This is a genomic window from Kocuria subflava (assembly GCF_012163155.1).
In the GTDB taxonomy this organism is placed as follows: Bacteria; Actinomycetota; Actinomycetes; order Actinomycetales; family Micrococcaceae; genus Kocuria; species Kocuria subflava.
Genome location: NZ_JAAVUN010000027.1, coordinates 1 through 26,155, shown reverse-complemented (window position 1 = coordinate 26,155; position 26,155 = coordinate 1). Strand labels below are relative to the sequence as shown.

The 26,155-nt window shown below is 65.5% G+C and carries 21 protein-coding genes and 1 pseudogene; 6 read left to right on the top strand and 16 right to left on the bottom strand.

The window, feature by feature from the left end; genetic code table 11:
- The coding region (locus tag GTW58_RS11265; protein ID WP_168023519.1) for a transposase at positions 1–240 on the top strand (240 nt) is incomplete at its 5' end.
- Here the strand turns inward: GTW58_RS11265 and GTW58_RS15150 are convergent.
- The 10 genes from GTW58_RS15150 to GTW58_RS11215 form a co-directional block, all read right to left on the bottom strand.
- Positions 231–464: an HD domain-containing protein gene (locus GTW58_RS15150; protein ID WP_370448291.1), complete on the bottom strand. Its 234-nt coding sequence runs from the start codon at positions 462–464 to the stop codon at positions 231–233. The two genes, GTW58_RS11265 and GTW58_RS15150, sit on opposite strands and share 10 nt — an antisense overlap.
- Positions 465–937: 473 nt before the next feature.
- The gene (locus tag GTW58_RS11255) at positions 938–3,823 is read right to left on the bottom strand and encodes a hypothetical protein (RefSeq protein WP_119933566.1); all 2,886 of its coding nucleotides are present in this window, start codon (positions 3,821–3,823) and stop codon (positions 938–940) included.
- Positions 3,816–4,490, bottom strand: coding sequence for a hypothetical protein (locus tag GTW58_RS11250; RefSeq protein ID WP_157980554.1), 675 nt, complete (start codon positions 4,488–4,490; stop codon positions 3,816–3,818). The genes GTW58_RS11255 and GTW58_RS11250 overlap by 8 nt, the downstream gene beginning before the upstream one ends.
- A complete protein-coding gene (locus GTW58_RS11245; RefSeq protein ID WP_119933564.1) occupies positions 4,487–7,813 on the bottom strand; it encodes a type I restriction endonuclease subunit R in 3,327 nt (1,108 codons plus the stop codon). Before GTW58_RS11245 ends, GTW58_RS11250 begins: the two co-directional genes overlap by 4 nt.
- Positions 7,810–9,012 (bottom strand): restriction endonuclease subunit S, encoded by a 1,203-nt coding sequence (locus tag GTW58_RS11240; RefSeq protein ID WP_119933563.1) that lies wholly within the window; start codon positions 9,010–9,012, stop codon positions 7,810–7,812. The genes GTW58_RS11245 and GTW58_RS11240 overlap by 4 nt, the downstream gene beginning before the upstream one ends.
- Positions 9,009–10,535, bottom strand: coding sequence for a type I restriction-modification system subunit M (locus GTW58_RS11235; protein ID WP_198673450.1), 1,527 nt, complete (start codon positions 10,533–10,535; stop codon positions 9,009–9,011). Before GTW58_RS11235 ends, GTW58_RS11240 begins: the two co-directional genes overlap by 4 nt.
- A 10-nt stretch (positions 10,536–10,545) precedes the next feature.
- Positions 10,546–11,268: a hypothetical protein gene (locus GTW58_RS11230; protein WP_119933561.1), complete on the bottom strand. Its 723-nt coding sequence runs from the start codon at positions 11,266–11,268 to the stop codon at positions 10,546–10,548.
- Between the two features lie 2 nt (positions 11,269–11,270).
- The gene (locus GTW58_RS11225) at positions 11,271–11,930 is read right to left on the bottom strand and encodes a hypothetical protein (RefSeq protein ID WP_119933560.1); all 660 of its coding nucleotides are present in this window, start codon (positions 11,928–11,930) and stop codon (positions 11,271–11,273) included.
- Complete coding sequence (locus GTW58_RS11220; RefSeq protein ID WP_119933559.1) at positions 11,923–12,735, bottom strand: TIGR04255 family protein; 813 nt, start codon at positions 12,733–12,735, stop codon at positions 11,923–11,925. The genes GTW58_RS11225 and GTW58_RS11220 overlap by 8 nt, the downstream gene beginning before the upstream one ends.
- A gap of 81 nt (positions 12,736–12,816) precedes the next feature.
- Positions 12,817–13,611, bottom strand: a complete 795-nt coding sequence (locus GTW58_RS11215) for a hypothetical protein (RefSeq protein ID WP_119933558.1) — start codon at positions 13,609–13,611, stop codon at positions 12,817–12,819.
- A gap of 381 nt (positions 13,612–13,992) precedes the next feature.
- Here GTW58_RS11215 and GTW58_RS11210 point away from each other — a divergent pair, with 381 nt between their 5' ends.
- From GTW58_RS11210 to GTW58_RS11200, 3 genes are all read left to right on the top strand, one after another.
- On the top strand, positions 13,993–15,861 hold the full coding sequence (locus tag GTW58_RS11210; protein WP_232818110.1) for a recombinase family protein: 1,869 nt from the start codon (positions 13,993–13,995) through the stop codon (positions 15,859–15,861).
- A 144-nt stretch (positions 15,862–16,005) separates the two neighbouring features.
- Positions 16,006–16,785 carry a YoaK family protein gene (locus tag GTW58_RS11205; RefSeq protein WP_119933556.1) on the top strand — a complete coding sequence of 260 codons (780 nt, stop codon included), beginning with the start codon at positions 16,006–16,008 and terminating at the stop codon, positions 16,783–16,785.
- A gap of 69 nt (positions 16,786–16,854) precedes the next feature.
- Positions 16,855–17,424, top strand: coding sequence for an integrase core domain-containing protein (locus GTW58_RS11200; protein WP_006214729.1), 570 nt, complete (start codon positions 16,855–16,857; stop codon positions 17,422–17,424).
- A 225-nt stretch (positions 17,425–17,649) separates the two neighbouring features.
- On the opposite strand, the gene GTW58_RS11195 is transcribed toward GTW58_RS11200, so the two are convergent.
- The 5 genes from GTW58_RS11195 to GTW58_RS11175 all read right to left on the bottom strand — a co-directional run bounded on the left by GTW58_RS11195 (position 17,650) and on the right by GTW58_RS11175 (position 23,835).
- Positions 17,650–18,060 (bottom strand): four-helix bundle copper-binding protein, encoded by a 411-nt coding sequence (locus GTW58_RS11195; RefSeq protein WP_006214730.1) that lies wholly within the window; start codon positions 18,058–18,060, stop codon positions 17,650–17,652.
- A gap of 150 nt (positions 18,061–18,210) precedes the next feature.
- Positions 18,211–18,849, bottom strand: a complete 639-nt coding sequence (locus tag GTW58_RS11190) for a YdhK family protein (protein WP_119933555.1) — start codon at positions 18,847–18,849, stop codon at positions 18,211–18,213.
- Between the two features lie 109 nt (positions 18,850–18,958).
- A complete protein-coding gene (locus tag GTW58_RS11185; RefSeq protein ID WP_119933554.1) occupies positions 18,959–21,097 on the bottom strand; it encodes a heavy metal translocating P-type ATPase in 2,139 nt (712 codons plus the stop codon).
- A 462-nt stretch (positions 21,098–21,559) separates the two neighbouring features.
- Positions 21,560–22,342, bottom strand: a complete 783-nt coding sequence (locus GTW58_RS11180) for a F510_1955 family glycosylhydrolase (RefSeq protein WP_245195228.1) — start codon at positions 22,340–22,342, stop codon at positions 21,560–21,562.
- Positions 22,339–23,835, bottom strand: coding sequence for a multicopper oxidase family protein (locus GTW58_RS11175; RefSeq protein WP_119933553.1), 1,497 nt, complete (start codon positions 23,833–23,835; stop codon positions 22,339–22,341). Before GTW58_RS11175 ends, GTW58_RS11180 begins: the two co-directional genes overlap by 4 nt.
- 159 nt (positions 23,836–23,994) lie before the next feature.
- Here GTW58_RS11175 and GTW58_RS11170 point away from each other — a divergent pair, with 159 nt between their 5' ends.
- The gene (locus tag GTW58_RS11170) at positions 23,995–24,705 is read left to right on the top strand and encodes a response regulator transcription factor (protein ID WP_040561645.1); all 711 of its coding nucleotides are present in this window, start codon (positions 23,995–23,997) and stop codon (positions 24,703–24,705) included.
- The gene (locus GTW58_RS14705) at positions 24,702–25,850 is read left to right on the top strand and encodes a sensor histidine kinase (protein WP_119933552.1); all 1,149 of its coding nucleotides are present in this window, start codon (positions 24,702–24,704) and stop codon (positions 25,848–25,850) included. Before GTW58_RS11170 ends, GTW58_RS14705 begins: the two co-directional genes overlap by 4 nt.
- A 35-nt stretch (positions 25,851–25,885) precedes the next feature.
- On the opposite strand, the pseudogene GTW58_RS14700 reads toward GTW58_RS14705, so the two are convergent.
- Positions 25,886–26,155: pseudogene (locus GTW58_RS14700) on the bottom strand (integrase core domain-containing protein); the annotation flags it as partial.

Genomic DNA, 26,155 nt, shown 5'->3' with positions numbered 1-26,155 from the left:
CCCATTCCGGAGATCGCCCGGCTCGGACGGACCTTACGCCGGTGGAAGGCCGCGATCCTGGCCTACTTCGATACCGCAGGAGCCTCGAACGGGCCCACGGAAGCGGTCAATGGCGTCATCGAGACCATGCGTCGCGTCGCCCGCGGCTTCCGCAACTTCGACAACTACCGGTTACGGGCTCTGCTCGCTGCAGGCGGTCATCGCCCCTGGCGGAGAACCGCTACCCACACTCAGCTGTGAAGGCCCGCTTTTCCGATGTCATGCACACCCGCAGCCCACGCTGCCAACTCGCGCCCGTGTCCACCGCTGGCTGCGCTCAAACGATCCTGGAGTTGACGGGGGAGCCAGATGTCAAAGAGTCGTCCACCCACATCCGTCGCATCACGGCAATGCTGAAGTAAAGACAGCCAGAGCCGCTGCTCCACAAGATCAAGGTCCTGGCCTGGGGTCTTCGCCCAAAGCATCCGTGCGGCACGGGAACGTTGCATGATTTCCCCTCCGCATGCAGGCGTATTTGGTGACGCTCATCACTCTAACTGCACAATGGAGAATTTGAAGTGGTCAACTCTCCGCCGAAGAGATTCTGCGGGCACGCAAAAGCCCCCGCAGCGACTTGGTCACCGCGGGGGCTTCGGAGAAAGAGGGGTGGAAGCAGTGGAGCACTGCGGGAACAGGCGACCACCGGTTGAGCGGCTCGTTTACGCGAGGAATCAGGGCGTTCGCGGGGATGCCGAGCCTGAGGGCGAGGCCGATGACCCGCTGATCGACGCTTCGGCGGAACCAAAGAAACGACCTCGAACACGGCTCACGGACGAGGAAGTGGACGCCATGCGAACAGCCCGTGCGGAGGGCGTCAGCGTGACGACCCTCGCGAGCTGGTTCGGCGTCCATCGCGGCACGGTGTGGGCGAAGACGCGCGATCGGTGATCGAGACTAACTACCATCGGTCTCTCGCAGGGGGAGTCGTGGCATCTCCCTCCGAATTGGCGCGCAGGATCGCTTGAACTCGTCGTTCAAGATCGATCTCGCCCCTTTCACCCATATGGTTCACTAGGGATCGTGCATCGGCTTGGAGCTGGGGGTCGGACGTCTTGAGAGCTGCCGCGATCACCGGTGCTAGTGAGTGCGTACGTAGGTCGTAGTTGTCCCGGTCCGGCGTCTCGGCGGGGGCAAGGAGCATGGTCAGCGCGTCAAGGGCGACCCGTGGAAGCTCGTCGGCGGCGGCAGCTAGTTGCTCGCCGATCATCCCGTTCGTGTCCAGCTCTCGATTGAGCGTCAGGGCCTCGACCAGCCGGGGTAGCCACCATGCGGCCGGGAACTTCTCACTCCGGATGAACCAGTAGAAGTCCATGAGCTCGGCCTTGTCCTCGGGGTGTGCCTTGACGTGGCGGACGCGCTCATCCCAGAGGTCAGCGAGCCGGTCGCGGATCGCATCGTCGACTTCCTCGGCGTGCATGAACGACCACGCGGTGTGCCCGATCGCATCGCCGCGAGCGTCGGGGTCGGCCCGGGTGTAGAACTCAGTGCGCAGCGGGTCATCGTCTCCGATGTGCCCTCGGATGATCGCCTCGATCACCCACTGGCCGATCCGTTGCTGCGGCGAGACATCGTTGCCCCAACCGATCGAGATCTGCTCGGTGCTGTCGAGCGCGGCAATCATGGAATCAGTGAGGAGCCGGTAGAGGCCCGGGTGGTAGTACTGCATGGCGATAGCAGTCGTCACTGCGATCTGTTGGTTCCGGTCCAGTCCTGAGCGCGTGCCGAAGTAGGTAGAGAGACTCCCGAGAAGCCAACTGCGAGCATGATTGAAGAGTTTTGCGAGCCCCTCGCCTAGAACGGCTCGCGAGGCGCCGCGAGGATCCTCCAAGGCGAGTTGCTGGCCGAGCGCTTCGAGCGACCTGGAATGCCAAGGGCGAGCTTCGCCGAGACCAACTAGGTTGATCAGCCCCCGCAACAAGATGGGCCACTTCCAGTTCAGCGAGACCATGAGCGGGTCCCATCCGGAGTCCTCTTCCTCGACCGTGCCGACATACTCGCTCCAGGTGGCAGTTCCGGTTGCAGCGGTCAAGAGGTGGTCCGCCAGTCGGCCCAGTTGCTTCTCGGAAAGCGTCGTGGTCGGGGCCTTGGCCGCCAGGTGGGCGATGAATCGGACCGCGACCTTCTTGGCTTCTGTGAAGTCCGGATCGTCGTCGAATCGACCACCCTCAACCGGGAAATCCGATTCATCGGAATGAGCGAGGATGTCGCCGATGAGAGTCAGCACCTGCTCCCAAGGAAGCGCGAGTTCTGACTTGAGCGCTCCCTCCCAGCCGCTGAGGATTGCCCGCAAGTAGGTCGGGCGCAATCGTCGGACCAGGTCCCGCTGGCCATCCAGCGCGTTTGGGTTACTTGTAACGACTGCCTCAAGCACCCTCGCTTGCCCCTCGTGGGAAGGCTCGGGACCCCAGCCGTCGCCCTCGTCGTGCCAGCCTTCCAACTGCGCAACAAGCTCCATCGGAGCCAGAGCTGCCATCTCCTCCTGAGGGATTGGACTGTTCGGTCCGGTCCAACCAGACATCTGAAAGGTCGGACGCGTGGGGTCATCAACGACGCCATCTTGAGCATCGAGCACGTCCAGTTGCTCCCTGAGTGTGGCTGGGAGGAGGTCAGGCCCAACGCCGGCCAACACGCGGTGTCTCCATCGCCTGTCCCACTGTGCGATCTGGTCTTGGATCTCGGCGTCTGATTCGCCTCGTTCACGCAGGTTCCGCGTGATTCGTGCCGCCTCCTGCTCGGTGATGTGGCCGGACGCCAGCACCCCTTCAAGCTGGTCAAGCTCAGCATGAGACACCGCACCTATCGCGCGGAGCAGCCCGATGAAGTCCGATGTGGCGAGTTGCTCGCGGGACTTCGCGTCGACCATGAGTTCTCGCGCGACAGTCAGCAGGTCGGTGTTCGCCCTGCCAGTAGCCGCTTGGCGCCCAAGGACTTCTGCAACCGCGTAAAGCGAAATGCGGCGCACGATGAGGATCGGCTTTCTGTTGAGGGCCGCCCACGCCGCCGCTGGGTCCCTCTCCAGATGCTGGATCGCCGCGTCGCGCACGGCGTCAATCAGCGCATCCTGGATCTCGTGGTAGGAGTTCTGCCTTCTAGAGATCTCATAGCGCCCAAAGCCGCTGTGGTCGAACTCGTCTCCGATGCTTCCTTCGTTCTTTTCCCAGAGCGTGAGCCAAGGCAGGATGGTCTTCAATGCGTTGTCTCCGAGGGCAATGGTCACCCTCGGGAGTTCGCGCGAATACCAATGGGCCTTCAGCTCCGTCACGGGGTCGTTGTTGCCGCCCTTGTCCTTGATTGGCCGGAACAGCTTGTTGGCGAAGGAAACGCCGAACTTGGTCTCGCCTCCTTGGAGCAGGTTGACCGTGAACGACACGAGGTCCCGTGGATCTGTGCGCCACCCGTAGCCGCTATCCTCCCAGCCATCAATGACTGGCTTCAGTTTGGCGGCAATGGCTGTGGGCATACGCGAGCCAGCAGAGAATGCGATTCTCCGGACCCAGGAGTTGCTGCTACCCGCGAGAGTGCCAAGAACTTCAGCAACCTCAGCTGGAACATGCTCAACCATCGCATCCAAGTAGCTAGCTTCAGGCCAGTACTGCTCACGCACGATGCCGTCGCTTCCGACTTCTGGTTCGGGAGGGCTGCTGAAAGCTCCCGCATCAGCGAGTGGCTTCACCCAATGTGGATTCTTGAGCCCCTCGTAGAACGCCCGACGTAGCTGGAATGACGTCAGCCGGCGTAGCGCTGCCTGAACCTGCTCTGCCGTCGGAGCCTGGTACTCAGCCATCTTGTTCGCCTCCGTCCTTGAGCTGGTTGGCTTCGGCGAGCAGGTCCTCGATTGCGTGCAGGCTGTCGAAGAACTCAGCTCTAATGCCGTCCATGAGAGCCTCGGCAAGTTCGATCCGCTGCCTCAGGTCGTTGTCGGATGGGATCAACTGAACGTCACTCTGCGCGTCGTGGAGATGCGCCCATTTCACGAAGAAGTCGACGAGGTCCTTCCACTCGCGGACTGCCGGATGCTTGGTGTTCCCATCGTCAGTGAGCAGCGCGGCAGCGTTCGCAGCTACTCGCCCGTCCTCAGCGACGGCAGCTTTGATCAGGTCATCGAGGAGAACTGCCAGCGCCTGAGGGACCGGGACGTTCTCGACCTCTTGGCGGAGGTCGAGGTTGGGGAAGCGTGCGGCGATGGCAGGAAGTCTGCGCACATGGGTCGAGCTCCGTGGGCCGCCACCGCCTGTCCCCGCGATCCCGAGTGCGCCCGGAAGACGATTCATCATTTCTCGCATTGAGTGGCAGATGTGCGAGACACGCGTCCGCTCATCACCCGGCTTCGCGGCAGTCGCCAGCAGGTCGCGAGCGGTCCTGTACATGCTCGCCAGGTCTGGACGCTTCTCCGCCAGCCAGCTGGCGAGCCGCGTTTGGCGATCGTCGGGGGTCAACCCTGATTCGCTCATCTATCAGGGCTCGTCCCCAACTCGGCGGCCACTCTCACCGCAAACTCGGGGTCGGCGTGGATGCGGGCGACGACATCGTCGGCGACCTTGTTCACGTCGATCGGACCGTTGTACTCGACCTGCACACGGTCGCTCGGGTAGCTGAAGTCGATTCGGGGCGAGTAGGCGCTCTCGCCGTTGTCGCCGTAGGCGGTAAGAACGTGGTCGAAGACCAACTGCACTTTGGTGTGGAAGATGTCGACGGTGTATGGCACTTCCGGCAGGCTCTGGTCCAGGACTCGGCGGATGGTGCTGTTGACGTCGTTGGTGGTGGCAACTTTGCGCCGCCAGTCCTGAACGATCTTCTCGTGTAGGTGCTCCAGCAGAGACTTTGCGCTCGCCTTGACGGCATCTCGCTCCTCTGCGGTGAGGACAGGGTCGGGTTGGGTGAGCAGGTCGAAGATCGCGAGTTCTTCCTCTGTCATGTCCTCTCGAACGGCCCGTTCTTCCTCGGCGGTCAGGGTCTGGGACAGTTCGATGAGGCGACGCAGGTACTCGTCGATGTTCACGCTGCCCGCGTTGTAGTCCTCAATGAGCTGCTCGATGCGTTCGACGAGCTCGTAGCGGGTGGGGTTCCGCAGGGCCGCTCCGATCGCCTGCTGGCGGAGCAACTGAGCGAGCCGGTCAGTCTCGGCCCGCTGCCGACCGGCGAACTTGGCGGCGAGGCCGTCGAAGTCGATGAGCGACAGGTCGATCAACGGGTCAGGGTTGGTTCCTTCGGCTGCGGCTCGGATGACGTACTCCTCCGCGCCGACCGAGCGGTCGAGTAGCGCGTCGACTGCGTCTGCCACGGCCGAGATGTCGGCCTCCGGTGGGCGAGTGACTTCGACGATGCGCTCATGGAGCACTCGGATCACGGCGACGGTGCGTTGCTGGGCGGCGGCCTTCGGATTCGGGAGGAGCGCTTTGAAGAGCTTGCGCGCCTGCCGCGCCTTGCCGGTGAAGTCGTTGCGGGCTTCTTCATCGACCAGCAGAGCCTCGACCGCAGCGTCGCGCTTGGCGATGTGGTCGAACCCTTCAGCGTCGCGCATCGCAATGAGATCGACCCCGGCGTTCGCACAGAACGAGATCAGGTCCGAGACCGCCAGGTCCAACTCACCGGCGAGCGCGTCGATGATCTCGATGGGAGACTCGCCCGCGCTCGCTGCGCCGTAGACGGCGAGTGCCTTCTCCAGATTTCGGAAGACGCCAACGTAGTCGACGATCAGCCCGTTGTCTTTCTCGGGAAACACGCGGTTGGCGCGGGCGATGGTCTGCATCAGGGTGTGGTTCTTCATCGGCCGGTCGAGGTAGACCGTCGACACGCTCGGCGCATCGAATCCGGTCATCCACATGGCGCAGACGAAGACGAGCCGCAGGGGGTCGGCCGCATCTTTGAACTTCTCGGCGAGGTCTTCGCGGTTCATCCGCTCGCGATGGGGACGGATGTCGAGGCCCAGGTCGTCGAGTGTCTTCAGCTCGTTCTGGCTCTGCGACACCACGACCGCCATGTCGGTGGTCTCCATCAACTCGATGCGCGAAGCGAGCCAGGGTCGCTCCAGTTCCGGCAGCGCATCGTGCTCAGCACGCAGCTCGGCCAGGTGCTCCGCCCACGCCTCCCGCACCAGGTCATACATGCGCACGGCGGCGGCTTTGTCGAGGCCGACGTACATCGCCTTGCCCGCGAACCCTCGCCCGACGAAATGCCGCACCAGATCGGAGGCGATGGTCTTCAACCGCTCAGGGCGTGTCAGCAGGGTGTACTGCGTGCCGAACTCGCGCGCCAACGCACCCTCGGCGTCTTCATCCAACTCGGCCACTTCGAGGAGCGCGTCGAGTTCGTCGGAAAAGTTCTCGTTGACCAGTTGCAGTTCGGGGATGCGGTTCTCGTAGTAGAGCGGCACGGTCGCGCCGTCTTCGATGGCGTCGCGGAAGTTGTAGATGCTGACGTACTCGCCGAACTGCTCTCGGGTCGCCTGCTCGTCGCCCGCGATCAGTGGCGTGCCGGTGAAGCCCATCATTGATGCGTTCGGCAGCGCTCGACGCATGTTCAGGGCGAGGCTGTCGTATTGGCTGCGGTGCGCCTCGTCGGTGATGACGATGATGTCCGAGCGTTCCGAGAGCACCGGCATCTCCCGCTCGCCCGCCGCCTTCGACGGCTGGAACTTCTGGATCAGCGTGAAAACGTAGCGGTGATCGGCGGCGAGGAGTTCGCGAAGATGAGCGATGGATGCCGCGTGAACCCGTGCCTCGGGCGGGACTGCCCCGGCGTCGGCGAACTCGCCGTGGAGCTGAGTGTCGAGCTCGGTGCGGTCGGTGACCATCACGAACGTCCACTTGCCAGCGATCTGACGCAGCACCTTCTGCGTGAACCACAGCATCGACAGCGACTTGCCCGACCCCTGGGTGTGCCAGAACACACCGAGCCGCTTGTCCTGTGCGGCACGAGCCCGACGCAAGTTCTCAATGGCGGCGTTCACGCCGAGGTACTGGTGCGAGCGGGCGACGTTCTTGATCAGACCGCCCGGGCGCTCCAGGTAGGCGACGAAGTTCTCAAACAGGTCGAGCAGGATCGCCGGTTCGCAGGTTCCCCGCAGCGCGGTTTCCAGCGCGATCACGCCACGAGTGCCCGCGGCGTCGATCACCTTCCAGTCGCCGAAGAACTCCCACGGCGCGTATGTCGCCCCGACCTTCGCCTCGCTGCCGTTGGAGAGCAGCACGAAGCAGTTCGGGATGAACAGCTGTGGGATGGTGTCGCGGTAGTCGGTCAGGTTGTCGTCGTACGCCGACTTCAGTGCAGCCCCCGGCTCCTTGAACTCCATGAGCACCAACAGCACGCCGTTGACGAACAAGGCGACGTCGAGTCGGCGGGAGTGCAGGTGGCCCTTGACCCACATCTGCTGCACCGCCAGCAGGTCGTTGTTGGCTGGATTCTTCAGGTCGAGGTACCGCAGCGTCTCGATGCGCTTCTCACCGAGGTCGTCGGTCCACTCGGCCCGGTAGCCGTCGCGCAGCAGGTCGTACACTTCACGGTTCGCACGCACCCGGTCCATGACCGAACGATCCTTGGTGAGCACCTCGATGGCTTCGTTGATCGAAGCGTCAGGAACATCAGGATCATTGAGCTTGCGCATCGCGAACCGGAGGCGATGGGTCAGCACCACGTCGTGCTGGGAGTCGCGACCGAGGGTTCCCTGCGGTCCCAGGGTCTCTTGAAAGGCATCGACCTGCGTCCAACCGAGCTGACCCAGCAACTCCATGCTGGGCCTCTCGACGTACGAGAACTCCGGACCCGACGGCGTCATGACCCGACTCCCTCCTGCACAAGGGCGTCCAGGTCGAGCGCCGACACGTCGATCTGTCCCGTGACGAGCTTCGGCAGCAGCAAGTCGCGCAACGACCCAAGGCTGTCGCTTTGTTTCGCGAGAGCAGAGGCTTCAGCGCCCAGCGGATCGACGATGCTCTGATAGTTGTCGAGCTGGTCACTCGGTGGGATCAGGAAGGGCCTTGCGTAGGCACCATCGCGACTCAGGCCAGGAACGGCTGCGTGAGTGTTGGTGAACTCAGTGCGACGCAACTGCTCGACGACGAATCGGAGAGGCAGGCCGGTAGCGACGTAGTACGCAGTGTCGATGGGCCAGCAGGGGCCATCGACCCAATGGACGCTTCCGACGTTCCCCTTACGCCCAACGACAATAGCTGGACCGTCGACAAGCGACTCGTCGTGCCAACCGACAACGCCAGCGGAGCTAACCACCGCGACCTCGCCGCCTCGCCGAACAGCTGCCTTCAGAGCCTTGCCGTACTTGAGTTCGAGCGCATCGCCAACCGTCCCCGCGACCCAGCCCTCGGGGATGGGACCGAGGGCGGAGTCGACGAGGAGCACGTCTTCGTGGCCGGGATAGCGGAACTTCACGAACCACTCGCGGTAGATGGCCCGCGCCATCTCCTGCAGCACGGCCACCCGCCGCCGATTGTTCTCGATCAGGACATCGACCGTGTCGAGCACCTCGGCGATGACTTGCTGCGTAGGGATATCGGGAACCGCGACACGCACGTCCTGTATCCGCTCCGGAGCCGTGTGTCTCACCTTTGATCCGGTTGCTGTCGCCTGAAGCTGTCGGCGCACCATGGGCGCGTTCATCAGGTGATAGACGTATCTGAGGTCGAGCACCTCGGGATCGGTAATCTCAACCAGTCCGATCCGCTGATTGTGAAGGAAGGTCTCGTCCGACGGGATCGTCGCCGTGCTTCCGAGCAGACCCTGTGCCTGCTCGGTCATCGCAGTAACGACATCCCCGCGCTTGAGGAGAAACTGCTCTGGATAAGCACCGTCGTAGAACTTCTCGGTCCCGTTCTTCGGCTTGAAGCCACCGCCGTCGTGGAAGTTGCCCGGAGTCAGGACGATCTGCTCTCCGCTGTCACGGAAGTGCTCACCCTTGAACGCCCAGCCGTGCTTGACGCGCAGCCCCCGACCAAGTTCCAGTTCACGCCACTCACTCATACGCCGAGAATCCCTTGGACGGCGGCATCCACCTTGGCGCGCAGCACTCCCGCCTCGTCGCTAAGCTGAGTGAACTCTTCGTAGAGCTCTCCGAGCTTGACTGCGAAGTCCTTATCGTCTTCGTCAACGACTGCCGAGCCGGTGTAACGGCCGGGGTTGAGGCTCCAGCCCTGCGCCTCGATCTCACCGCGAGTGGCGACCTTGCACAGGCCCGCGACATCCACGTACCGCCCCTCGGGGAAGTTCTCGGCCAGCAGCGCCTCACTGCCTGCCCCGGTCTCGACGTCCTCACCCCGGTAGAGGCGCACGATGTTGGCGAGGAACTCGATCTGCTTGGGTGTGAAGTCACGGTGGGCGCGGTCGATCTGGTTGTAGATGTGCCGGGCGTCGATGAACAGCACCGTGTCTTCGCGCGGGGTTCCGATCTTGGCCCTGTCGAGGAACCACAGTGTCACCGGCAGTGTGACGGTGTAGAAGAAGTTGGAGCCGATGGCGATCATCACGTCGACCGCGCCCGACTCGATGAGCTGCTTGCGCAGCTCCTTCTCGGAGTGCCCCGCGTCGCCCGCGCTGTTCGCCATGACGAACCCGGCGCGACCGGTCGGTGCGAGGGCCGCGTAGAACTGCTGAATCCACAGGTAGTTGCCGTTGTCAGCCTTGGGCAGGCCGAACGGGAACCGCTTGTCGCCCGCGAGCTGAGCCTTCTTGATCTTGTCGACGTTGAACGGCGGGTTCGCCATCACGTAGTCGAACGCGCCGACCGCGCGGTGCGGGTCTTCGTAGTAGCTGTTGGCCTGGCGGATGTCACCGGAGAGCCCATGGAGTCCGAGGTTCATCTTGGCCAGGGGCACGGTGTCTTCGGTCTTCTCTGTACCGAAGACCGAGAGCTTGCGGGTCGCCGACTCGTGGTGGCGTTCGACGAACTTCGCGCACTGAACGAACATGCCGCCCGAGCCGCAGGCAGGGTCGAAGACGCGGCCTTGGAAGGGTTCGAGAATCTCGACGATCAGCCGGACGATCGAGTAGGGGGTGAAGTACTCGCCGCCGCCCTTCCCTTCCTGGGCGGCGAAGTTGGCGAGGAAGTCTTCATAGATGAACCCGAACGCATCGCCTTCGAGTTGCGTCGGCAGCGGCGCGAAGAGCCGCAGCAGTTCAATCAGCGTCGGGCGTTCTAGCTTCTGGTAGCCGCGGGGCAGGATGTCTTTCAGCTCGGGGTTGGTCGCCTCGATGGCCTTGATCGCGCCATCCACGGCCTTGCCGATGTCGTCGCCCTCGGGCAGCCCGACCAGATACGACAGCCGCGATTCGTCGGGCACGTACAGCACCGACTTCGCTTTGTAGTCCGCGACCGTGGCGGGGTTGCGCGCAGAGGCCCTCGACTCGACCTCAGCCCTGATCCCCTCGAAGCGGTTCTCGGCGTAGGCGAGGAACACCAGACCCAGTACCGGGTCGCGGTACTGTACCGGCGTCAGCTTCGAGTTCGCGCGCAACTCATCGGCCGCTGCCCACAGCGTGGCGCGCACCTTGGCGAGGTCAGTCGTTCTCAACTCTGGTTCCGTTCTTCTGCGCCTGGCGCATCGTGCGGCGAATCATGCTGTGGGACTGCGGGTTCTTCAGCAGTTCCTGATAGGTCGTGCCGTCCCTGTCGGCGCGAAGCCAGTCGAGGCATGCCTGCGTCTCGGCTCGGAGATCATCGCCGCTCGTTTCGTCGCACCACTCCTCGATCAGGTCTGCCTCTTCGTAGAAGGCGACGGTCTGTTCGTGGAAGGTGTGGGTGGGCACGACGACTCGGGAGCTGTAGTGCACCCATCGCTGAAGTAGGAGGTTCACCCCGAACGGTGACAGGGAGGCTACGCGCGAGGTCAGCGCGTCAGGTGCCACCGTGTAGAGGTTGTCAAAGTTCGCCGCCTGATGCCGACTCTGGCTCGTCACCTCGGGGCGGACGTCTGGCAGCGGCATCAGGTTGAAGTTGCCGCCCACCCAGCCGTGCTCGTCGAGTTCCTTGCGATTCGCCACCTCGGCGACGAGTACTTGCCAGGCGAGGTCGACGCCGTTCGTGCGCATCGAACACGGGTGCTGCAGGACGACCACGGAGCGCGCTTTCGTCTTGCCGGTCGATCCGGGTAGCTGCACGCCTGTGAACACATCACCGGTGAAGATGGGGCGAGTCGCCCCGACCTCATCGCCGCGCGCACGGTAGAGGGCGTCCCAGTCGGGGACACCCTCTGCGTACGGGGATTCGAGGTCGTGGCTCAAGATCAGCCCTTCATGCGAATCGAGCGGTTGCCGTCGCCCGCCTCGAAGAGTTCGAAGTCTGATCGGTACCGTTCGCGCCAGTCGGGGTCGAACTCCGACAGCAGCGCTTCGGGGTCTACGTGGCCGCTTGCGAACTCGAAGACGAGGTCCGCACGATTGGCTGCGTAGAGCACGATCGGCGTGACAGGGGCAGACGAGGAGAGCGGCATCTCGAACCAGGAGGCGATCTCGTCGACCATGTAGTGGCTCATGATCAAGTCGCACGCCGCAAGGAGACTTGCAATCCGAATGCGGCTGTCGCCCGAGGCCTTCTCTCCCTTTCGCCACTTCTGCACGGCCGGCACGCTCACGCCGACCATCCGTGCAATGTCGCGCCAGGCGAACCCGAGACCAGCAAGCTCCGTGAGCATCGACGTCACGCTGGCCTTACCGCGCTCAGCTGCCGCCGTGCGCCACTCGTCCTCGTGGGTGCGCTTGTGGAGGTCGTCCACGTCGTCGTGGAGCGCACGTGCTACGCTCCGGATTCCGCCAACTTCCGTCGTCAAGCGGGGAGGCGTAAGTCTCGTCTCCGTCAGGTTCCGAGTGAACGTGGAGTCACCCGCCGTAGCGCGCGATCCCAGCGCCGACTCAACAGCGGCGTTCCGCACCAAGGTGTCAGCCATTTCGCAACACTTCCTCTCGTAGTCGATCCGTGATCACACTCTCAAAGACCCCACGCACTGGTTCATGAAGTGCGTCTGCCTGACGCAGGATGAGCTCTGCGTCGAACTCGGGCACCTCGTCGGCTGCTTGCCAAAAGCTGTCAATGTCCAGCTTGAACAGTGGCCCCGGAGGAGGCAACGGACGTCGCAGGTCGGGAGTCGATTGCACGGCGTAATCGCTCTGCGCGCCGTACCTCAGCACTAGCGCATGATCGATGCCGCCGGAGAAGACGAAGACGCCTTCGTTCACAACCGGCACAAGCCCCAGTTCCGCACCGACATGCGCGGGACCGAGCAAGGTGGCATCCACCCACTGTTCCCAGGAGGGTGCGCCGCCACCGTTCTCTGCTGGGACTCTGATCTCGTCGATGTACCGGAGTCCGATCCGCTCGACTCCGGCCGGGGCTGCAACGGCCAGGCGGGCCCGGAGCACGGCGTCGAGCAACTCACGCATCCTGTCGTAACTGCCGTAGTCAGTGGTCTCGATCACGAGGCTGTCTGGCCGGATGGACAGTGCCGTTCGCTTGTCACGGCTCGTCCACCTCGGGAAGCTGCTGACGACCTGCTGCTGTGTGGGCGGACCGTCCGGCCCTGCCTGCACGGTGACGGAGACCTCGTTCATCTCACTCGGCAGGGGCAGCAGCTGTTTGATCCGCGCGGACACCTCCGCGACCTGCTTGCGGTCGAGTGGTTCGCATAGCGGGTGCCGCACCTCGATCGCCATCAGGACGATAGGTGCGCTCGGGTAAATCTCTCGCTCCCTCACACCGCCATCCTACCAAGGCTGAAACCGTAACGACAACCAAAGGTGCACTTAGCCCACGTCGTGGCTCTACTCCGGCGGCCCCTACGTGTCAGGGTCAGGCCTGGTCATCAGCTGCATCTTGCGCCTGTGCTTGTTCGTCGGTGTCGGCTCGGGCACGGGAGGGCGGCGTTCGTCGGCTGCTGCACGCTTCACGAGGGCTTCGTAGAGGACCTCGACGTTGTTGTAGAGGTCCCAGAACCTTGGCCGATCGGGGCTGAATGCTTCGTAGTTCTCGTCGGCGACGTTGTCGATGAGCACCCACATGGCCTGGACGAGAGCCTCGTTGTCGTAGAGCACGGCATCGATGCATTCGCTCCTCGGGTGCGGTACCTCGATGCGACGTTCCCGCACCTCGGTGACGACCTTCTCTATGATCTGCACCTTGACGGCGCCGTCGCGGTGGGCGCGGCGGTCTTCGTAAGCGGCCTTGCGGCAGGCGGGAGAGCAGTACAGGCGCGGCCTGCCGGTGGGCTTCACTTCTTTGAGCTTGGTGCCGCATCGGGCGCAGGTGGTGGGCAGGTCGACTCTGCGTTCGACGCGGACGGTACGGTCGCGATGACGTTGCTCGGCTTGCTCGCGTTCGCGGCGGCGCTGCTGCGCGTTGGCGTTGATCTCGCTGAGCAGCACGATCACGCGTTTCTGCTCCGCCCCTACCTTCGGGTCGGGCTCGTCCCGGTCCACTACGGCGAGCTTCTTCAGCACGCGCTTGTTGAGCGTTGGGAGCGCCACGGTGGCTTCCAGCAGCTCGGCTTCGCTGCCGGATTCGAGGGCGGCGACCCAGCGGGAGTAGCGACCGTTGAAGTCGGCCGCTGTGGGGTCGTAGCGTTTGGTGGCCATGTTCCACGGTACGTCTGTTTCGTCACCGACGTAAGTGGCGACTCCTCGATCTGCAAGATGCGTGTGACCTCAAAGTGGTGACGGGCGGACGGGCGAAAGTGTGCATCGTGCGGAGGGTCGTGCACCTGTCTGGCATGGGAAGCGACGATCGGAGTCTGCGGCTGCGGGTGACGCGGCGTGATGAGCCTGACCTCGGCAAGCTAATGGAGTGGGTGCTGGGCATCGCGGAGGCCCGGCATCGCGCGTGGGCGAACGGCGAGGCCGACCCTTATGGGCTCCCACCGCCCGACGACCTGGCGTCTGCGCGCCACTGAGCTCTTCGGTTTGTCAGGGGTGCGCGAGAGAATCGGATCCAAGAAGCACCCGGCAAGGAGGCCACCCATGAGAACCGCGACACTCAGCACCAAGACTTCCGATGAGTCTGCCGCCATGCCCGCGCTCCTTGCCGTCTCGTATCTCCGCGTGTCGACGCGGGAGCAGGCTGAACGCGGCGGCACCGAGGAGGGATTCTCGATCCCCGCCCAGCGCGAGGCGAACGCGCGAAAGGCCGACGAGCTGGGCGCGCGGATCGTGCGCGAGTTCATCGACGCCGGAGAGTCCGCACGCTCGGCGGATCGTGACGGGTTGCAGGACATGCTGGCGTTCATCGCCGCGACCCGGGTCACCTTCTGCATTGTTCATAAGCTCGACCGGCTCGCCCGCAGCCGCGCTGATGACGTAAAGATTCACGAAGCCCTCATCAACGCCGGAGTCACGCTCGTCTCGGCGACGGAGTCCATCGATCAGACGCCTTCGGGGATGCTCGTCCACGGCATCATGTCGTCCATCGCGGAGTTCTACAGCCGCAACCTCGCCACTGAGGTCACCAAGGGGCTCACGCAGAAGCTCGCTCAAGGTGGCACCCCGGGGCGCGCTCCCATCGGCTACCTGAACGTCCGCAAGACTGACGAGCGCGGCCGCGAGGTCCGAACAGTGGAAGTCGATCCCGAACGCGCCCCACTCATCACCTGGGCATTCGAGCAGTACGCGGGTGGAGAGACCTCCGTGACCGGCCTCCTGCGCGACCTCACCGCACGCGGACTGGTGTCCGTGCCGACTCCGAAGCGCCCGGCGAAGCCGCTGGGGAAGAACGCCCTCTACCGTGTGCTGACGAACCCGTACTACGCCGGGGTGATCCGCTACCGGGGCGCGCTGCATCCCGGGGCGCACGCACCCATCGTGGAGCCTGTGCTGTTCGATCAGGTGCAATCACTGTTGAAGGCGCGCAACGCGCACGCAACCCGGCAGGTGCAGCACGTGCACCACCTGAAAGGCCTGCTGCACTGCGGCACCTGCGGGTCGAGGATGCTGCTCGACTTCGCGACCAACCCGAGAGGCACGACCTACGCCTACTTCATCTGCTCCGGCCGCGCCGCGAAGAAGACGACCTGCACCCGCCGCGCGGTGCCCGTCGCCGTCGCGGAACGTCTGGTCGAGGACTCCTACCGATCCATCACGATCAGCGAGGACGACTACCTGAGCCTCGCCGCGCGAGTGGATGCGGCGTTCGACAAACGCTCCGCCGGACGCGACCAGGAGTTCGCCGATCTCACCGCGAACCGGACGCGACTTGAAGCCGAGAGCGACAAGCTGCTGGCCGCGCACTTCGCAGACGCGATCGACCTCCCGACTCTGAAGCGGCACCAAGACCGCGTCCGGGCGGGCCTGGCGGACGTGAACCGGAAACTCGCGGAGTACGACGAGCACCACACCGGAGGGCGAGCGTTCCTCCACGACAGCCTGCGACTGCTCACCGACGCACACCACGCCTACGCCCGATCCGGCGACGCCGACCGACGGCTGGCGAACCAAGCCTTCTACACCCGCCTCGACATCACCGACGACGAGCAACTACGCCCACGACTCGCCGAGCCGTTCGCCACCATCATCCGCGAAGCCCACGCAGACGGCGACGACGAAGGCAAGGGGGCGGAACATGAACACGACGAACCTACGCATGTCGCGTGTTCCCGTAGGACACTTTGGGTGGGCCCTGTGGGGCTCGAACCCACGACCCATGGATTATCAGTCCCGCCGACACAAGGTGTCGCCGGCTCACGTCCACAGGGCAACCCGCTCGTGCCGTCTGGACGGAGGTCACCGCCGAACGCGAGCCACCACGTGCTCATCTCGCGGCCTGATCGGCTAGAGCGTGTCTCCTACGCGACGAGGCGCCCTTCCTGGAAGCCGGCATCACGCACACCCCCATGATCCTGCGGCGCTGAGCAGCTCTGCGGCCCCACCCTGCACCGGTGCGCGCCCAGATGAGAATCGACTGATGAACTGAGCGGACTCCCGGCGGATCCCTACCTGCGTTGCATCCGCCGTTCACACGCGCCTGCCTATAGTACCGAGATGCTCCCCCGCGCTCCCCGCCAGATCTACCGCTACGCCCAGCTACTCTCCGGCCCCCGCCGAACCCCGCTCTTCGACCGGCACCTGGCCTACCTGCTGGTGGTCATCGCCGGGGCTCTGAACTCCGTCGGCTTCGTGGCCGTGGGTCTCTACACGTCGCACATGACCAGGATGACGGCCTCGGGCGCCGATCACTTCATGACCGGCGACTGGCGCCTGGTGCTGGCGGCGGCCCTGGCCGTGTCCTCATTCATCGTCGGGGCGATCATGTGCACCGTGGTCTTCACCTGGGGCCGACGACGACGGCTCTCGAGCCGCTACGCCAACGTCCTGGCACTGGAGGGCGTACTGATGCTCGTGACCGGTCTGCTGGCCGGGCGATTCGAGGGCCCTGAGACGGAGCTGGTGCTCGTGGCACCGCTGTGCTTCACCATGGGCCTGCAGAACGCCCTGATCACCAAGATCCGCGACTTCCCGGTGCGAACCACCCACGTCACGGGGATGGTGACCGATATCGCCGTGGAGCTCGGCCGCATCCTCTACCGCAGCCGGGACGCCGCCCCAGTGCGCGGTGACCGGGAGAAGCTGCGGGTGCTCACTGTGCTCGTGGGCCTGTTCTTCCTCGGCGGGATCGTGGGCACGCTGGGTTACTGGGGAATGGGCTTCGGCGCCCTGGTCTTCGGCGCCGCCCTGATCCTGACCGCATCCCTGCCGCCGATCGCGCGCGACTTTGCCGGGCCCGGCACCGGGCCGGCGCGGCGGGGCGGGGTCGCCGCGTGATCGAGTCGAACGGCGGTTGAGTCTGGACAAGCAATGGCGCGGGATCGCCACTAGCGGCCTCTGAGGCGCGTGCGATCGCGGCCAGCATCCACCGCTGGATCACCACCAAGTCCCGCATGTGGGCCGACGGCCCCGCCGTCTACGAAGCCACGTTGTCCACCATCCAAGCGGGACTGCCGCGGAGGCCACCCGCAGACCCAGGGCAAAGTCGAGCGCTTCCAGCAGACCCTGAAGAAGTGGCTGGCAGCCCAGCCCCCACCAGCAGACCTGCCGGGCCTGCAGGCCCTGCTCGATCAGTTCCGCGAGATCTACAACACTCAGCGGATCCACTCAGCGAAGAAGACCACCCCGTACGCCGCCTACATCGCCGCACCGAAGGACACCCCAGGGCCCCTGGCACCGGCCACGACCCGGTTCCGCACCGACAAGATCGACGCCACGGGCAAAGTCACGCTGCGCTACGACGGCCAGCTCTTCCACATCGGCATCGGCCGAGCCCACGCCCGAACCCACGTCGTTCTGATCGTTGAGGACCGCGAGATCACCATCGTGGCCAAGGCCACCGGAGAGATCCTCCGCGAGCTCACCCTGGACCCCACGCGGAAGTACCAGCCACAACGAAAAACACCCCGAACCTGAGGGTTCGGGGTGTTTCCCATGTACTGAGACATCACAATGGTGGGCCCTGTGGGGATCGAACCATGGATTACTGGGTCCGGACGCCACTGGTAGACCGCGCAGTCATCCTCACCTGGTTGTGGCTTGGCGCCGTTGGCATCTCCCCCACGGTTGAGGTTCGCCCCCAGCTTGCTGCGGCAAGCCTCAGCCTGCTGGAAGGCGAACAAAGGTCTGAGCAGGCCGGTCTCAATCCAGAGAGGCCAGCAGATCCGCGCAGGCGATCTCGCAGCGCCGGCACGCCTCCGCGCAGACCCGGCAATGCTCATGCATATCCACGTGCTTCTCGCACTCTTCGGCGCAGGACCGGCACGCCGTCCGGCACGTTTCGAGCGCGGCGCGGTTGACGTCGATGTTGTTGCCGGTCTGGCGGGAGAGCACCCTCCCGGTGGTCTCGCAGAGGTCGGCGCAGTCCAGGTTCAGACGGATGCACTGGGTCAGTTCCGCGACCATGTCCTCGGCCAGGCAGGCGTCGGCGCAGGCGGTGCAGGTCTGCGCGCACTCGAAGCAGGCCTCGATGCATTCGGCCAGTTTCTGGGTGTCGATGCCGCCGAGATCCTTCGGGTACGTCTCCAGCATCGAGCTCACGTGATGAGTCATGGTCTCGCTCTTTCTGTCGATCCGAACGGAGCGGGCTGGCAGGCACCAACCCGCTCCGTTGACCATAGACAGCGACCGGCAGGAGGCGGAAGGGCGAAGCCATGAAGAGTTCGTGAAGACGCGCGGGCCGGGACACCGCCCCTTTCACGCTTACTCGGCGGGCTGGAGCTCGCTTTCGACGAACCACTTGTGGTTGGCCATCTCCATGCCATCGATCGTGGTGTCGACCATGTACACGGTCTCCTCGGTCGAGCTCTCGATCGTCGCCTCGGCGCCCTCCATGCCGGGCATGTGATTGGCCTCCAGCACGACCTCGGTACCCGCCGGAAGAGGCGCCTCACCCGGATCTTCCAGTTCCTCGTGCACGACCCACTTGTGGTCGACGACGGGCTCGCCACCATCTGTGGGCGTGTAGCTCACCGAGTAGGCCGTCGTATCGAAGGCACCGGTGATCGTCGCCTCTGACCCCGCCATGCCGGGCATGTGGTCAGCGGTGAGAACCGCCGTCGAGTCGATCGGATAGGTGGGATCGGCTGCGGTCTCGATGCCCTCGGGCGGGGGCCCGCCCTCGGGATTGTGCCCGGCCATACCCCCGGAACCATGATCCATGCCCATGTCCATATTCGATGACTCGGGCGATGTCGACGGCGCAGTCGCCGCCTCGGACGCCGTCTGCGAGGGCGCGGGTTGTGCGTCTTCCTCCTCCGCGGTGCCTCCGCAGGCGGTCAGCGCGAGCATGCTCGCCGCTGCGGTAGCGGCCATGCTGGTAGTCCAGATGGACTTCTTCATCTCGTCTCCTTCGTTGATGTTCCTTCAGGCGTGGATGGCCTGAAAGTCTCTATGCCAACCCTGCGACAACAGACTGGCGAAGAATTGATGGCCACGCTGACGACCCGGGTCAGGTCTGATTCTTTGCCCATTCGACCGACCCCTCAGCGGTGAGGTCGAGGCCGCGCAGCGTCTGCGCATTGAGCGCAACCACCACCGTGGAGGCGCCCATGAGCAGCGCGCCGATGGCCATGGGCATGGCGAACCCGATGGGGGCCAGCACACCGGCTGCCAGCGGCACCGAGATCAAGTTGTAGCCGGCAGCCCACCAGAGGTTCTGCACCATCTTGCGGTAGGAGGCGCGCGAGAGCCGCACGACCGAGACCACCGCGCGCGGATCCTCGGAGGCGAGGATGATCCCGGCCGAGGCGATCGCGACGTCGGTTCCGGCGCCGATCGCGAGCCCGACATCGGCCTGGGCCAGAGCCGGAGCATCGTTCACACCATCGCCGACCATCGCGACCTTCTTGCCCTGTTCCTGCAACTGGCGGACCCGGGCGCTCTTCTCCTCGGGACGGACCTGAGCCTCGATGCGGTCGATGCCCAATTCGCGGCCAACGGCCTCGGCTACGTTGTGGGCATCGCCGGTCAGCATCGCCGTCTCGATCCCCAGGCGGTGCAGGGCCTCGATCGCCTCGCGGGCGGCCGGACGGACCTCGTCGGCCAAGGCTAGGGCCCCGGCAACTCGGCCCTCTACGAGGACATGCAGAACGATCCGCCCGTCCTGAGCCCATTCGTCGGTGGACAGCGGCTCCACACCGGCCTGGCTGAGCAGTGCGGGGCCACCGACGCGGATGTCGGTGCCCTCGACGGTGGCCGAGACGCCGACCGCGGTCGCGCTGTCGTGGCCGGTGGCCTGCGGCACGGCAAGGTTGCGGTCTTGTGCGGCGGCCACGATCGCCCGCGCCAGAGGGTGCTGGCTCTGCGCTTCGGTCGCGGCCGCGAGGGCCACAAGACGGTCCTCGTTCATGCCCGCCGGGGCGTTTGGTGCCAGCTGCACGCCCAGCAGAGCGGGCTCGCCGAGGGTGAGGGTGCCGGTCTTGTCGAAGACGACGGTGTCGATGCTGCGCACGAGCTCAAGGGCCTTGCGGTCCGAGACGAGGATGCCCTGGCGGGCGGCCCGTCCGGTCGAGATCGAGACGACCAGCGGGATCGCAAGCCCCAGAGCGTGGGGACAGGCGATGACCAGGACGGTGACAACACGGACCAGCGCCATGCTGGGTGTGCCGAGGATCGCCCACACGACGGCGGTGATCGCGGCAGCGAGGAGGGCGAACCAGAACAGCAGGTTCGCCGCCTTGTCGGCGAGGCGCTGGGCGCGGGTCGAGGAAGACTGAGCGTCCTGGACCAGACGCTGGATGCCGGCCAGCGCCGTGTTCTCGCCGATCTCGGTGACCTGGAGGGTGAATGGTCGATCGGTCGCCACAGTGCCGGCCACGACCCGGTCGCCCCGCCCGCGCAGGACGGGGACCGACTCACCGGTGACCATGGACTCGTCGATGTCGGCCTCGCCCTCGATCACCTCACCATCGGCGGGGATGCGTCCGCCCGGGCGGACAAGCACGCGGTCGCCGACGGCGAGGTCCGAGGGCGCGACCGTGCGCGTCGAGCCGTCAGGGTCAAGCACCTCAGCCTCGTCGGGCAGCAGGGCCGCGAGCTCATCGAGCGCGTTGGAGGTGCGGGCCAGAGACGCCATCTCGACCCAGTGCCCCAGAAGCATGATCACAACCAGCAGCGCCAGCTCCCACCAGAACTCCAGGTCCGGTGGCAGCAGCCCGAGGTGGCTGCCCCAGGATGCGAAGAACGCCACCGAGATGCCCAGGGTGATCAGGGTCATCATGCCGGGTTTGCGCTGCCGGAGTTCGTCGACCGCACCGGTCAGGAACGGGCGGCCGCCCCAGACGTAGAGCACGGTGCCGAGGATCACGGGGACCCAGGTGATCAGTGCGTTGTCCGGCAACTGGTAGCCCAGCAGGTGCGCGAAGCTGCCGCTGAGAAAGATCGTGGGGATCGAGATGACCAGGGAGATCCAGAACAAGCGGCGGAACATGGCGACGTGGTCATGTCCACCATGGCCTCCATGGTCACCGTCTCCCTCGTGGCCGCCGTCACCCGAATGCTCGTCCTGGGAATCGTGGGGGTGATCGGGGGTGGGGGCCTCGCGCAAGGGCGAGGCTCCACCATGGTGGTGGGCGTGCGAATCCGTCATAGTTGCCTCCTCATTCTCGACAGTACCCCCCGGGGGTATATTTGGCGAGGGGTTTCCGGGAAGTTGTGATGCTTCCTAAGCCCACCCCGGCCACCAGGGCGGGCAGGTAGTGGATAGCGGTCAACCCGACCTAAGTCCACCCCGGCCACCAGGGCGGGCAGGTAGTGGATGGCGGCCAACCCGATCAGGGCCAGCTCCGAGTTGCGTCAATGCCGCTCAGCCGCTTCCGCGGCACGGCCGCGCCTGCGGCGCTCATCACCGAGCCCGTCCCCTGGCACTTAGGGGCCTCGCTCATGGTCGTCTCCCTGATGTTGTCTTGTCGGGGTGGGGCCCGCCCGGTGGGCATTCTCGGCCCTGGTCAACTCACAGCCCAGCTGTCACAGCAGCTGCTGTGTTGTCGCTCCCCCGTCCACCGTGCGCAACACCTGGTTTTCTGCCATCAGCAGCGCTTCTACGTCACCGTCATCGGTGCGGCTGGCGCCCAGGGCGGTGACCTCCCCGATGGGTTCTTGGCTGGAGGTCCAGTTCGCCCCGGCATCGGTGCTGGTCAGCAGGCGCCCGTCGATCCCTGTGGCGACGATGGTGCGGTCGTCGGCCCAGGCCACCAGTGAGGCCAGCTGGGGGGGTGTTCAGGGGGGACCAGCTGGCCCCGTCGTCGGTGGAACGGAGCACGCCGTTTTCCGTGGTGGCCAGCACCGCCCCCGATTTCGGGGACACGGCCAAAGAAACCGGGGCCGAGGGAATGGCGCGCATCTGCCAGGTGCGCCCGTCGGGGCTGAACCGAAGTTGCCCATCGAAGGCGATGATCCCGGCGGGGCCAGCAGCCAGGGCGTGGAAATCCGATTCCCCACCGCGAGAGAGCACGCTCCAGCTCTGCCCGCCGTCGGTGGACTCTGCCAGCCCCAATGGCTCGGGTAGGTCTACACCCGGGCCGGGGTGGCCTGAGGCCAGGTAGCGGCCGTCGGCGGCGATGGTGAAGCCCATCAGATCCACGATGGGCCCGGCCCTGGTCAGGTCCCCGTCCTCGAGGCGGTAGAGGCCTTCGTGGGTGGCCAGCAGAACGACCCCGTCGGCCGGGGCGCGTGTGATCCCATGGACATGGGTGATCGCCGTGGCCCCGGCGGCGCCCTCACCGGAGGGGGCCGATGTGGAGGCGCCCGGCTGCGGGGAACAGGCTGCGACCGCCAGCCCGGTTCCTGTGACCAGGCCCAAACCGAGGAGAGCCCGTCGGGGCATGAGCGTCATCGGCGGTACCTCATCTCGATCATCATTCCGGCCTCGCCGTGGTAGAGGTTGTGGCAGTGGACCATCCAATCCCCGGGGTTGTCGGCTTGCAGTTGCAGGGCCAGGGATTGCATCGGGGCGAGCATGACCGTGTCTTTGCGCAATCCGTTGGGCAGGGCGAAGGTGTGTCCGTGGACGTGCAGCGGGTGGGCCATCATGGTCTGGTTGGCCGCGTCCAGCTGGACGCGTTGGCCTTCTCGGATCATCAGCGGGTCATTCTTGCCGTATGGAGCGCCGTTGAACCCCCACTGGTAAGGGTCCATCTGTCCGGTCAGCGCCATAGGCAGGGCCACTTCGACGTCCCGGGTCTCCAACCGGGCGCTGTCGGCCGGCTCCAGTTCGGCGCCGATCAAGGCCGGGCAACGCAGTTCCTTCGGCGTCACCGTCGGGGCCGGTGCGGCGCCGGAGCCGGTGCGGATCAACGCCATGGCCTGACCGTCCTTGCCCATGGGGGCGGTCACGAACGGGAAGACCCCGTCAGCTAGGGTGACGATCGCGTCGTAACGTTCGCCCATGCCGATGGCCAGCGCGTCCGTCTCCTGCGGCTTCACGGGGAACCCATCGGTGTGGGTCACCTCCATGCGGTGCCCGCCGAGAGCGACGGTAAAGATGGTGTCGGCGGCGGCATTGATGATCCGCAGCCGCACCCGGTCCCCCGGCTTGGCGGCCAGCACATCCGGGGCCTCCGGCACCTTGCCGTTGACCAGGTAATGCGGGTAGGTCACGTCCCCGGCGTCCTCGCCGTAGGGCGAGTCTCCACCGCCCTTCATCGGTGCGTGATCCATACCGCCCATAGCCTCCGGGGAGCTCATGTCCATGTCCCCGTGGTCCATTCCGGTCATGCCCCCGTGGCCGGCCCCGTTCCCACTGGAGGAGGTGAGCGCCTGGAGCACGTCCTCGGGCGTGCGTCCCGTGCCGTCGAGCCAGTCATCGAGCACGAGCACCCATTCGTGGTCGTAGCACCCTGGTTCTTTCGGGTCATCGATGATCAGCGGGGCGTACAGAGCCCGGTCCAGCTGGAGCCCGACGTGGGGGTGGTAGAAATAGGTCCCCGGATCCGGTGCGGTGAAATCGTAGGTGTAGGTGCTCCCGGTGGCGATCGGGTCCTGGGTCAGCCCTGGCACCCCGTCGGCAGCGGCTTCCAGGGCGATGCCATGCCAATGCACGGTGGTCTCGGCCGGCAACTGGTTGTCGACGGTGATCCGTAACCGGTCCCCGGCCGTGGCCCGGATCAGCGGTCCAGGGACCGTGTCACCGTAGGCCCACGTATCGACCTGCAAGCCTCCCAAGTCCAGGGTCGCCGGCTGCGCGACAAGCGTCTTCTCCACCAGAGCCCGGCCGGGAAGTGACGGTGCCGCGGAGGAACCCGCGGCAGGTGCACCCCCTGCCAGGACACCAGCACCGAGCAGGCCGAAGCCACCAGTCAACATCCGTCTGCGGGAAACCTGATTCATGATTCCTTTCCGAGGCACAGCAGGGCACGAACGACGACAACCATTCTGGATCCGCGCACGGGCGAAGAGACCGGGATTATTGTGAAGATTCAGCGAAGATCACAGATGACCTGCGCTCTCGCGGTCACCCAGTCGCAGCGTGGGGACGACACTGGAGGCATGAACCCAGGCATCGATTCCCCGTCCCATCCGGGACGGGTGCTCGTGGTCGACGACGAGAAGGCCCTAGCGCAGATGATCGCGACGTATCTCTCCCGCGCCGGCTACACCGTGGACCAGGCCCACACCGGCCCCGCGGCCCTTGAAGCAGCCCGAAACCAGCACCCGGATGTGGTGGTCCTGGATCTGGGGCTGCCAGGTCTGGACGGGATCGAGGTGTGCCGTGCCCTTCGGTCTTTCTCCGAGTGCTATGTGCTCATACTCACCGCCCGTGGGGACGAGGACGACAAGCTGACCGGACTGGAGGTGGGCGCCGATGACTACATCACCAAGCCCTTCAGCGTGCGCGAACTCGTCGCACGGGTCCAGGCCGTGCTGCGACGCCCGCGCACCGTCACCGTTCGAGAGGCCCCATGGGTCTTCGGGGACCTGGTCATCGACCTCGCTGCCCACGAGGCCCGGGTGAGCGGGGCCGCGGTCGCACTGACGCGCACCGAGTTCGATCTTTTGGCCACACTCTCGGCCGGCCCCGGACGGGCCTACTCCCGCCGTCAGCTCATCGACATCGTGTGGGATCCGTCCTGGGTGGGCGACGAGCGGATCGTGGACGTGCACATCGGGCATCTGCGCCGCAAACTCATTGAGGCACACCCCGATCTTGACTGCATCAGCACGGTCCGAGGGGTCGGTTACCGCATGGCAAGCCGATGAGCAGGCACCGCCCACGAGGCTTGGCCTCCCGGTTCTTCCTGGCGCAAACCATCGTGGTGATCGCCAGCATCCTCGCCGCGGTCCTCGCCGCCTCCATAGTGGGCCCGGCGATCTTTCACGAGCACCTGCTGCGCGCTGGGGCCGGGCACGACGCCACCCAGCTGATGCATGTGGAACAGGCCTACCGCGACACCAACCTCTGGACCCTGGGGATGGCCCTGGCCACTGCCCTGGTATGCGCCCTGGGCGTCACCTTGGTGTTCACCCGCCGCCTCCAGCGCCCGATCGACGCACTCACCCACGCGGCCCAGGCCATGGCCCGCAGCCGCTACGACACCCGGGTCCCCGCCATGGGCGCCGGCGCTGAGGTGGACGCCCTCGCCGGGGCGTTCAACACCATGGCCGCCCAGCTGGAGCGCACCGAAGACACCCGCCGACGGATGCTCTCCGACCTGGCCCACGAGATGCGCACCCCCATCTCCGTGCTCACGGTCTACCTGGAGGCGCTCCAGGACGAGGTCGCCCACTGGGACGAGACCACCAGCGAGCTCATGGGTGAACAGCTCGCCCGCCTCACCCGTCTGGTGGAAGACATCAACGACGTCTCCCGCGCGGAGGAAGGCCGCATCATCCTGGACCGCACCGAACAACCTGTGGCCGAGCTGGTGCGCGCGGCCGCCGAGGCCCACCGGGAGGCCTACGCCGCCGAAGGTGTGGCCCTGAACATCGACGTCGACGAGACCGCCGGGGACATCGAGGCCGACCGGCAACGCATGGGCCAGGTGCTGGGCAACCTGCTCTCCAACGCCCTGCGCCACACCCCAGCCGGCGGACAGGTCACGCTCAGCGCCAACCGGCAGGGCCCAGGGCGGGTGGCCATCCGTGTCGCCGATACCGGCGACGGCATCAGCCTGGAGCAGATACCTCACGTTTTTGAACGTTTCTACCGCGGTGACACCGCCCGCGACCGCGACCATGGTGGCTCCGGGATCGGCCTGACCATTTCCAAGGCCCTGGCCGAAGCCCACGGCGGACGTCTCACAGCCACCTCCCCTGGTCGCGGGCAGGGCGCGGTCTTCACGGTGGAGCTGCCCGCCCACCAGCGGACTGGGTCATCCCCGGCTACGGTGAGCGCACGAAACTGAAGCGTCCTGGGTTTCGTCCGTGGTAAGACGGTCGCGGGTGCGGTCGTCGTGGGGTGAGTGTAGGCGGCCTCGACGTCTGCGGGCGTGCGGTAGTCGAGGGCCTCGTGAAGGCGCTGGGTGTTCCACCAGTTGACCCAGCCCATCGTGGCGAGTTCGACCGTGCTGGCCGTCTCCCAGACGGGCCGGGAGTAGATCAGCTCGGTCTTGTAGAGCCCGTTGACGGTCTCTGCGAGAGCGTTGACGCTCCTATAGTTGTCAACTCGCGATTTCGCCGGTGCGGGGGTTGACCTTGATGAGGTGGTAGA